General features: G+C 71.3%; 9 protein-coding genes. 2 read left to right on the plus strand and 7 right to left on the minus strand.

Annotated elements, in window-relative coordinates; translation table 11 throughout:
* Positions 1-482: 482 nt before the first annotated feature.
* The gene (locus tag CCN72_RS31590) at positions 483-821 is read right to left on the minus strand and encodes a GNAT family N-acetyltransferase (RefSeq protein ID WP_086811568.1); all 339 of its coding nucleotides are present in this window, start codon (positions 819-821) and stop codon (positions 483-485) included.
* Positions 822-1,239: 418 nt separating this feature from the next.
* On the opposite strand from CCN72_RS31590, the gene CCN72_RS31595 reads away from it, so the two are divergent.
* The gene (locus CCN72_RS31595) at positions 1,240-2,112 is read left to right on the plus strand and encodes an SGNH/GDSL hydrolase family protein (protein WP_086811570.1); all 873 of its coding nucleotides are present in this window, start codon (positions 1,240-1,242) and stop codon (positions 2,110-2,112) included.
* Between the two features lie 12 nt (positions 2,113-2,124).
* Here CCN72_RS31595 and CCN72_RS31600 read toward each other — a convergent pair whose 3' ends face one another.
* The gene (locus CCN72_RS31600) at positions 2,125-2,925 is read right to left on the minus strand and encodes an SDR family NAD(P)-dependent oxidoreductase (RefSeq protein WP_086811572.1); all 801 of its coding nucleotides are present in this window, start codon (positions 2,923-2,925) and stop codon (positions 2,125-2,127) included.
* Between the two features lie 87 nt (positions 2,926-3,012).
* Between CCN72_RS31600 and CCN72_RS31605 the strand changes: the two genes are divergently transcribed.
* On the plus strand, positions 3,013-3,864 hold the full coding sequence (locus CCN72_RS31605; RefSeq protein ID WP_086811574.1) for a helix-turn-helix transcriptional regulator: 852 nt from the start codon (positions 3,013-3,015) through the stop codon (positions 3,862-3,864).
* A 56-nt stretch (positions 3,865-3,920) separates the two neighbouring features.
* Here CCN72_RS31605 and CCN72_RS31610 read toward each other — a convergent pair whose 3' ends face one another.
* The 5 genes from CCN72_RS31610 to CCN72_RS31630 all read right to left on the minus strand — a co-directional run.
* A complete protein-coding gene (locus CCN72_RS31610) occupies positions 3,921-5,147 on the minus strand; it encodes a polysaccharide deacetylase family protein (RefSeq protein ID WP_244174575.1) in 1,227 nt (408 codons plus the stop codon).
* A 155-nt stretch (positions 5,148-5,302) separates the two neighbouring features.
* Positions 5,303-6,181 (minus strand): DMT family transporter, encoded by an 879-nt coding sequence (locus CCN72_RS31615; protein ID WP_086811577.1) that lies wholly within the window; start codon positions 6,179-6,181, stop codon positions 5,303-5,305.
* 147 nt (positions 6,182-6,328) lie between these two features.
* A complete protein-coding gene (locus CCN72_RS31620) occupies positions 6,329-8,083 on the minus strand; it encodes a carbohydrate binding domain-containing protein (RefSeq protein ID WP_086811586.1) in 1,755 nt (584 codons plus the stop codon).
* Between the two features lie 184 nt (positions 8,084-8,267).
* Positions 8,268-8,549 carry a hypothetical protein gene (locus CCN72_RS31625; protein WP_037653943.1) on the minus strand — a complete coding sequence of 94 codons (282 nt, stop codon included), beginning with the start codon at positions 8,547-8,549 and terminating at the stop codon, positions 8,268-8,270.
* Between the two features lie 72 nt (positions 8,550-8,621).
* The coding region (locus CCN72_RS31630; RefSeq protein WP_086811588.1) for an ABC transporter permease at positions 8,622-9,272 on the minus strand (651 nt) is incomplete at its 5' end.

The following is a 9,272-nucleotide window of genomic DNA, read 5'->3' on the forward strand; positions in this document are numbered from 1 at the left end:
CGTCCGCGTCGGTGGGCTCGGCCCCCGGGACGGGGGTGGCGTAGTTGACGTACGGGCTCGTCGTGGCCGGGTCGAACCCCACGACGAAGCCGCCCACTCGACAGGCCGCGGGGCGGCGCAGGAGATGGGCGACGGCGAAGCTCTGGACATCGGTGTGCACGCTGGGAATTCCTCACGGTGAAAGCGGTCGTGCGTACGAGGGATCGCCTCGGTGAGCGAGGCGGCGGTGTGCTGGACACCGCGTCGTCGGACCGCCGTGAGGAGAGCGTGGGAACATGCGAGCGCGCTGCCGTGGGGCAGGGGGCTCAGTTCCGACGGCGGCCGCTGTGGGACGCCGAAACCATGGACTTCAGTCCTTCGTGAATGTGTGAATGCGTGAAGAAGTACGGGCTGTGTAGCTGCTGTTCGAGCTGGAGGGATCTTGCCATCGCCGCAACGGGGATGGCAAGCCCTTTGCGTCGGGGCCGAGTCGGTTCCGTGGGTCAGCGGTGCTGGGTGTCGAGCCAGCTGAGGATCTCGGGGGTCACCTCGTCCGTGATGTCCGCGAACTCCTCGTGCTTCTTCAGGAACTTGGCGACGTACGGGCACACCGGCACGATCCGCTTGCCGAGCGCGCGCACATCCGTGAGGGCGTACTCGACCAGCTGCCCGGCCAGACCCTGCCCGGCGTGGGCGTCGTCGATCTCGGTGTGGAAGAAGACCCGCTGCTCGCCCCGGTCGCGATAGGCGGTGAGGCCGGCGCGTTCGCCGCCGACCAGGATCTCGTAACGGTGCCGTGCGTCCACGCGCTCCACGGTCGGCGCGGGGGAGGACTGGTCCATGGTCGTCCTTTCGGCGGAGGGGCCCACGTCCCGCACTCTATCCCCGTTCCCGCAGGTCAGCGCCAGGAGTCCGGTCACCGGGTGAATGCGCCGACGGACTCGGCGGCATGGCGGCGCCGACACGGCCGGGTTCACGGCCGGCGGTCCACCGCTCCCGGGTTCATCCGTGCTCGAATGATCCGTCATGCACCCGCTGTTACGGCATGTCGACACCCATATTTCATGAGCATTTCAAGAACTTCGGTCCGCAATGTTGACTCGGCGATCAGCTGCCCGCACATTACCTAGCGGTAGAACCCGCTGGTAGTACCCGCAACTCCCTGCTCCACGGCCGTCGTTGTGCGCACCCCACGCAGCGCCCCCGGCAGCCGGCGATACCCCCTGCCCCGCACCAGTCGCGTAAGAGGGAGCACTCCTCATGCCCACCCCTGCCCTGCGCCGTGCCGCCGCCGCGGCATCCGCACTCGCCGGCACGCTGGCCCTCGGCCTCACGGCCGCCCCCGCCCATGCCGCGACGCCCCTCAACTACGTCGCCCTCGGCGACAGTTACAGCGCGGGCTCGGGCGTCACGCCCATCGACACCAGCAATCTGCTCTGTCTGCGCTCCACCGTGAACTACCCGCATGTCCTCGCGAAGGCGACCGGCGCCTCGCTGACGGACGTCACCTGCGGCGGCGCCGAGACCAAGGACTTCACCCAGTCCCAGTACTCGGGCGTGGCACCGCAGTTGGACGCGGTGAACGCGAACACCGACCTGGTGACGCTGACCATCGGCGGCAATGACAACAGCACCTTCGTGAGCGCCATCGTGGACTGCGGCACCGCCGGAGTTCTCAACGCCGGCTTCGGTCACCCCTGCAAGGACAAGTACGGCACGTCCTTCGACGACGCGATCGACGCGAACACCTACCCCGCGCTGAAGAGCGCCCTGACCGCGCTGCGGGCCAAGGCGCCCAACGCCCGGGTGGCGGTGCTGGGTTACCCGTGGATCGTGCCCTCCGCCTTCGACGCGTCCTGCTTCCTGAAGCTGCCGATCGCCTCCGGTGACATCCCGTATCTGCGGGCGCTCCAGGCCCACCTCAACTCCGTCGTGCAGCGCGCCGCCCAGGAGACCGGGGCCACCTACGTGGACTTCTCCCAGGCGGCCGACGGGCATGACGCCTGCCAGCCCTCGGGCACCCGGTGGATCGAGCCGCTGCTGTTCGGCTCGAACATCGTGCCGGTCCACCCGAACGCGCTCGGCGAGCAGCGGATGGCCGAGCGCACGATGAGCGTCATGGGCCTCGGCTGACGAAGACCCGGGTCAGGCGCGGGCACCCCCGTCGACCCGCAGTACCGTGCCGGTCACGAAGGAGGACCGATCGCTGAGGAGCCACGCGGCGGCCTCGGCGATCTCCTCCGGGGCGGCCGCCCGGCCCAGCGGGGTTCCCGCCGTGATCCGCTCACGGATCCCGGGTGACTCCGACTCCCAGGTCCGGGTCATCTCCGTCAGCGTGAAGCCGGGCGCGATGGCGTTGACCCGGATGCCCTCCGGGCCGTAGGTCACGGCGGCCGACGCGGTCAGGCTGTTCACCGCCCGCTTGGTGGCCGCGTAGGCGGGCAGCTCGGGATTTCCGCGCAGGCTGCCCACGGACGAGTTGTTGACGATGGCACCGCTGCCGGCGCTCGCCCGGATGGCCGCGACCTCGGCGGCCATGGCCAGCCAGACACCCTTCATGTTCACCGTGTAGATCTGGTCGAGATCGGCTTCCGGCAGCTCGTCCATGGGGCCGGGCCGCTGGATCGTCGCGCCGTTGTTGAACGCGACGTCGAGGCGGCCGAACCGCTCCAGGGCACGGTCCACCGCGGCACGTACGCTCGCCCCGTCGGCCAGATCGCACACCACGTGCTCCGCGGTGCCGCCTGCCGCCCGGATCTCCTCGGCCACCGCCCTCAGCTGGTCCTCCGTACGGGCCGCGAGCAGCACCCGCGCGCCCTCCCGGGCGAACAGCCGTGCCGCCGCCGCGCCGATGCCGCGCCCGGCACCGGTGATGAAGGCGACCTTGCCGGTCAGCAGCCCGGCGGGCGCCGGACGAGGGGTCTCGGTGTTCTGTGTGGTGTTCATACCTACGAGCCTGCGCCCTGCCCCGGCCCGTATCCAGGCACCAGCTGTACCTGGCTCGGCCGTCCGGCGGGCGCGCACACTGGAACGGTGGACAGAGCGGAACTGGGCGCCTTCCTGCGCAGCAGGCGCGAGCGGATCGGACCGGCCGACGTCGGACTGCCCCTCGGGCCGCGCCGTCGTACGCCGGGGCTGCGGCGCGAGGAGGTGGCGGCGCTGGCGTTCATCTCCCCCGAGTACTACGCCCGGCTCGAACAGGCCCGCGCCCCGCGCCCCTCGCGCGAGGTGCTGGCCGGGCTGACCCGGGCCCTGCGGCTGACGGACGCCGAACGCGACCACCTCCACCAGCTGGCCGGCGCCCCGCCGAGCCCCGCCCCCGGACCCCCGCGCGAGGTGCGGCGGAGCATCCTCGACCTGGTGCACCGGCTGCCGGGCGCCGCCGCCTTCGTCACCTCGGCCACCCTGGAGGTGCTCGCCTGGAACGATCTGGCGGCCGCCCTCATGGAGGACTTCTCGGCCCTGCCGCGCCGCGACCGCAACCTCGCCCGCCGGGCCTTCCTCGGGCCGCGCACCGAGGGCCGGCGCCTGTACGGGGTGTCCGACGCCGCCGCGTTCGAACGACACGCGGCAAGCCGCCTGCGCACCGCGGCCGTCCGCTACCCCGACGACCCCGAGGTGTCCGCGCTGATCCGTGAACTCCTGGACGGCAGCGCGGAGTTCGCCCGGCTGTGGAATGCCCGCGAGGTGGACGGCGAGCCGACGGTGCGCAAGACCTTTCGGCACCCGCTGGTGGGGCTGGTCACCGTCAACTGCGACGCCCTCGAACTGACCGACCGCGACCAGCAGGTCGTCATCTACACCGCCGTCCCCGGCTCGTCCTCCGACCAGGCCCTGCGGCTGCTGTCGGTCATCGGCACCCAGCGCATGACGACCCCCGGCTGACCGCGCGTCGGCCGCGTGAACCCGCCCTGTACGAAACCCACTTGGCCCGGTCGCGTCTACGCGGCCTGGCGCAGGAACGAACTCCAGCCGCCCACCGGCTTCTCGCCGACCTCCAGGGTGCGCAGGCGGGTGAGGACCGCCGGGTCCTGGACGTCGAGCCAGTCGACGAACTGCCGGAAGGAGACCAGCCGTACCTCCGGCCGCCCGGCGATCTGTCGCAGGACCTCCTCGACCGCGTCCATGTAGATGCCGCCGTTCCACTGCTCGAAGTGGTTGCCGATGAACAGCGGCGCGCGGTTCGTCTCATAGGCCCGGTCGAACCCCGCCATGTACGCCTGGGAGGTCTGGGCGCGCCAGTAGGGGTAGTTGTACGACGGCGCACGCGTCGAGTTCAGGGACTGGTTGGCCAGCATGTTCCAGTCCATGGACAGCACCTCGAAGCTGCGCCCGGGGAACGGAATGCCCTGCAACGGCAGATCCCATACGCCGTCCCGCTTGCGGGGCCAGCGCTGCACCCCGCCCGGTGACGAGGCGTCGTACCGCCAGCCCAGTTCGCGCGCGGTCGGCAGCAGGTTCTCCTGGCCGAGCAGACAGGGGGTGCGGCCGCCCACGAGTTCCTTGTCGTAGTCGAAGGGCAGCGGCGGCTCGTCGTGCCAACCGGTGTTGGTCCGCCAGGACTTGACGAAGGTCCGGGCCTGCTCGATCTCCGAGCGCCACTGCGCGGGGGTCCAGTCGCCCACCGATCCGGAGCCCTCGCAGAAGTGCCCGTTGAAGTGCGTGCCGATCTCGTGCCCGTCGAGCCAGGCCTGACGCACGTACTTCAGGGTCTCCTTGATGTGTTCGTTCGTGAGATAGCCGATGTCCGAGGCGCCGACCGGGTTGTTGGGTGGCCGGTACAGCCGCTTCTTGTCCTCCGGCAGCAGATAGAGGCCGGACAGGAAGAAGGTCATCCGGGCGTCGTGCTCGCGGGCGAGTTCCAGGAAGCGCGGGAAGAGCCCGGTGCCGAGTTCGCCCGCGCCGTCCCAGGAGAACACCACGAACTGCGGCGGGGTCCGGCCCGGTTCCAGCCGGGTGGGCGCGTCCGGCTGGTTCGGCTGGCGCCCGGTGTACGCCGTCGAGCCGTCGCCGATCAGCCGGGGCGCCTGCCGCTGTCCGCCGGGCCCCGACGCGCCGAGGCCCGGCCCGCCGCCGTCGCATCCGGTCAGCGCGGCGGCCGCCACGCCGAGACCGGCGCCGAGGCCCAGACGCGCCGCACTCCGACGGCTGATTCCACTCGACGGCACGCCATCGCCTCCTCGACCGGGGCATTCGGTTCGTCTGACGCGTCGCATCTTATGGACGATAAGAATACGAAAAGGTCATTTGGCGCGGCGTGGTGCATAAAGGGACGGTCACGGGACCCGGTCCGGAGAAGTTCAGGGTTGACGCCGGGGGCCGCTCAGGTCGCGATCTCCTCCTCGGCCGCCACCGGCACCACCGTGATCCGCTGCACGGCCCGGCTCAGCACCAGCACGCCCGCGACGATCATCAGCGCCCCGCACGCCTCCGGCACCAGCCACCAGCCGGTGCGGATCCGCTCATGGAACAGGGCGATGCCGAGGGCCAGGCTCACCACCGCGTCGCCGATGGTCAGCGCGGGCTGGGCCGCGGCCAGCGGGCCCGCCTGGAGCGCGTTCTCCAGGAGCAGCACGGCCGCCACCCCGGCGAGCGCGAAGCCGTACGTCTGCCAGGACCGCAGGAACGCCAGGAACCCCTCGTCGGCGAAGGTGCCCGAGGCCGACTTCAGCAGCGCCGCGGTCAGAGCGTTGCCCGTGGCGGAGGCGGCCGCCAGCAGCGCGGCGCGCCGGGCTGCCGGGCGACCGGGGGAGGCGAGGAGCACGGCGACGGCCATGGCGCCCACGCACAGGCACAGCGCCGGGATCCACCGGGTGAGCGGGGCCTGGTCGAGCGCGCCGTGCGGCGCGGCCGCGATCAGCAGCACGGCGAGCCCCGCCACACAGCTCGCGACGCCCCACCAGCCCGAGGGCGGCAGCCGCCGGTGCATCAGCGGGGCGGCGACCAGCAGCGCGAAGGGCAGCTCCAGGATGAACAGCGGCTGGACCAGCGCCAGCGGACCGTTGACCAGGGCCAGGCTCTGGAAGAGGGCCGCGCAGATCACCCCGGCCATGCCGATCATCCAGAACGGCCGGCGCACCAGCTCGGCGAGCAGCCGGATCCCGCCGCGGCTGCTCGCGGAGGCGGCCTTGCGCTGGAACGCGGTGCCGACGGCGTTGCTCGCGGCGCCCGCGACGGCGAACGCCGCGGCCAGTTCGATCACGGCCGTCCCTCCTGCCTGCGGTCGTCTCTTCCCGGAGTCTCACCCACAGCCTCTCTCGGGCCGCGGAAGATCACCGCGTGGCGGGCCGGGAACGACGGCCGGGCCCACCCGGTGCGCTCACCGGATGGGCCCAGCCGTGGGGACGGGTCAGGAGACGGCGAGGTCGTCCGCGTAGACCGTGCCCTGGCCGTACCAGCCGTGCACGTACACGGTGACCGTGCCGGAGGAGCCGGTGGTGAAGGGCACCGTCAGCTTCTGCCAGGCGGAAGCCGAGGTCCAGGTGCTGGCCGTCGCGCCACCGCTGACCCCGAGGTAGGCGTACGACCCCTGCACCCAGCCGCTGAGCGCGTACGACGTGTTCGGCTTGAGGGTGAGGGTCTGGGCGCACTGGCCGGTCGCCGAGGAGGTCGGCGCGGTCTGGAGGGCGTGGGTGCCGCCGTGCGCCGGGGAGGAGACCACGGAGGCCCCGCTGTCGCAGGTCCAGGGCGAGAGCGAACCGCTCTCGAAGTCACCGTTGGAAAGCGCCGTCGGGGTGCCGCCGCCGGACCCGTTCACGGTGAGATTGAAGGTGGAGCTGTGCGTGGCCGAGCCCGCCGTGCCGGTGACGGTCAGCGGGTAGGTGCCCGGCGCCGTGGAAGCGGCCGTCTTCACGGTGAGGGTGGAGCTGCCGCCCGCGGTGACCGAGGTGGGGCTCAGCGTCGCGGTCACCCCGCTCGGCGCGCCGCTGACCGCGAGGCCGACGGACTGGGCGCTGCCCGAGGTCACCGACGTCTTCACGGTCGCCGTGGTGGAGGCGCCCGGGTCGAGGGCGGCGGTGGCGGGGGAGAGGGAGACCGAGAAGTCGTTGGCCGGCGGGGTGGTCGTACCGCCCGAGAACGGCGCGAAGGTGTGCGTGAAGTACCAGGTGTCCTGGCTGATGCCCGAGCAGCTGTCGGAGCCGCCGGTGCCGGGGCAGCCGCCGTTGTCGCGCTGGAGCGCCCAGAAGGACAGGGTGTTCAGGCCCTTGGAGACCGCCCAGTTGTACACCGATGTGGCGTCGGCGGTGGTGAAGGTCTCGGCCGCGCCGTAGTCGTCGATGCCGGGCATCTCGGTGACGCCGATCATGTTCCACAGCTGGCTGTCCGACAGGTTCGGGTACAGCGAGGCGAGCTGGTCGTGCAGCCCGGTCGCGGCCGTCTGGGTGTCGGTGGCCATGTGGTGGGTGGCACCGTCGTAGTAGTCGAACGTCATGAGGTTGACGACGTCCACCTTGGCGCCCGCGTTCTTGGCGCTGCGCAGCACCGCGAGCCCGCTGTCGGCGAGCCCGCTCGTGGTGGTGGGCAGGGTGTACGAGAACTGCACCGAGCGCCCGTTGGCGGCGGCCCAGTCCTGGACCTTCTTGATCGCCTGGTTGCGGCGGTCGATGCCGGCCTGGTTGGTCAGCGAGTTGTCCTCGACGTCCATGTCGAGCCGGGAGACGTCGTACGTGGTGATGATCTTCTCGTACGCGGCGGCGATGGAGTCGACGTTGGTGCAGCTGTCGGCGATCTCGGTGCCGCCGTCGTCGGCGGCGTACCCGCCGAGCGAGGGGATGACGTCGCCGCCGCGCGAGCGGATGGTGCTGAAGTCGGAGCCGTAGACCGAGGAGGTGATGGGGGTGCTGGTGTCACCGTCCCAGTAGGGCGTGCAGGAGCCCTTCTTCTCGGTCTGGATGAAGGCCATGGTCAGGTACTTGGCGCCGGAGGACTGGGCGAGCGCGGCGGGGCTGTCGCCGTTGTAGGCCTCGAAATAGGGGGCGAAGACATGCGCGGGCAGCGGGGTCGCCGCGTGCGCGGTGCCCCCGATCCCCAGGGCCAGCCCCGCGGACGCGGCCAGGGTGGCCACGCCGGTGAGCAGGGCGCGTACGGATCTCGGACGTGTCATCGGGTACTCCCGGTTGGCGAACGACAGTCGATCGAGCGGGGGTGGCGCACGTAGGGCCCGGCCGGGGCTACTGGTCTAGGCCATGATTGGTCTGGACCAAACCCCGGTCAAGGTGCGGGAGCCGCCTTTTTGCGTGTTCATGAAAGAATCAACTGTTCGTTCGCGCCCCGGAACTGACCGTCGGTCAGGTCGCGCGAGTGCCCCCACCTCGGCGGATACGGCCCAGCAGATCCCGGTGATAGGCGGCGAGCCGCCCCTCGGGGACGGGCGCGGGACTGCCGGTGAGGGTGTACCAGGTGTCACCGCCGAAGTGCTGGACGGCGACCCGCGCGCTGCGGCCGTCCGACCGCAGGATCGTGGCCACGGTGAGATCGCCGGTGATGACGCCGGCCTCGTCCGTCATCGCCCCGCCGGGTCCCGCGGTGACCCGGTCGACATAGCTGTTCACGCTCGGAGGGTTGCTCATGGGCCGCAGGGTTCCATCACGGCGGGCGCCACACCCGGACCGGCCCGTACCCGCGCGTGTCCGGCCGCCGGCTCACACCCGGCTGGAGGTCGCGGTGTCCGCCGACAGCCGCTGCGCGAGATAGATCGGCACCACCGACAGCAGCACCAGGACGGCGGCCACCACATTGACCACCGGCGCCTGCTGGGGCCGTGTCATATTGTCGAAGATCCAGATCGGCAGGGTCTCGATGCCGGGCCCCGCGGTGAACGTGGTGACCACGATCTCGTCGAAGGACAGCGCGAACGACAGCAGCGCACCGGCCAGCAGCGCCGAGCGCACCAGCGGGAAGGTGACGTCCAGAAAGGCGCGGAAGGTGGTCGCGCCGAGGTCCATGGCCGCCTCCTCGTACGACCCCGTCGTCCGCCGCAGCCGCGCCACCACGTTGTTGAACACCACGACGACGCAGAACGTGGCATGCCCGACGATCACCGTGAACAGCCCGAGCCCCACGCCGAGCGGCGAAAGCACCGTGCCGAACGCCGAGTTGAGGGCGATGCCCGTGACGATGCCGGGCAGCGCGATCGGCAGTACCACCACGAACGACACCGTGTCCCGGCCGAAGAAGCGGTGCCGGGCCACGGCGAACGCGATCAGCGTCCCGAGGACCAGCGCGATCGCGGTCGCCCCGAGCCCCGCCTTCACCGAGACCCACAGCGCGTGCCGGGCGCCCGAGTTGTGCAG

The organism is Streptomyces murinus (assembly GCF_002154555.1).
Taxonomy (GTDB): Bacteria; Actinomycetota; Actinomycetes; order Streptomycetales; family Streptomycetaceae; genus Streptomyces; species Streptomyces murinus.

What these genes read in the sequence shown, in the direction of transcription:
- CCN72_RS31590 (WP_086811568.1), bottom strand. Translation starts at nt 821, where the DNA reads ATGGACCAGTCCTCCCCCGCGCCGACCGTGGAGCGCGTGGACGCACGG.
- CCN72_RS31595 (WP_086811570.1), top strand. Translation starts at nt 1,240, where the DNA reads ATGCCCACCCCTGCCCTGCGCCGTGCCGCCGCCGCGGCATCCGCACTC.
- CCN72_RS31600 (WP_086811572.1), bottom strand. Translation starts at nt 2,925, where the DNA reads ATGAACACCACACAGAACACCGAGACCCCTCGTCCGGCGCCCGCCGGG.
- CCN72_RS31620 (WP_086811586.1), bottom strand. Translation starts at nt 8,083, where the DNA reads ATGACACGTCCGAGATCCGTACGCGCCCTGCTCACCGGCGTGGCCACC.
- CCN72_RS31625 (WP_037653943.1), bottom strand. Translation starts at nt 8,549, where the DNA reads ATGAGCAACCCTCCGAGCGTGAACAGCTATGTCGACCGGGTCACCGCG.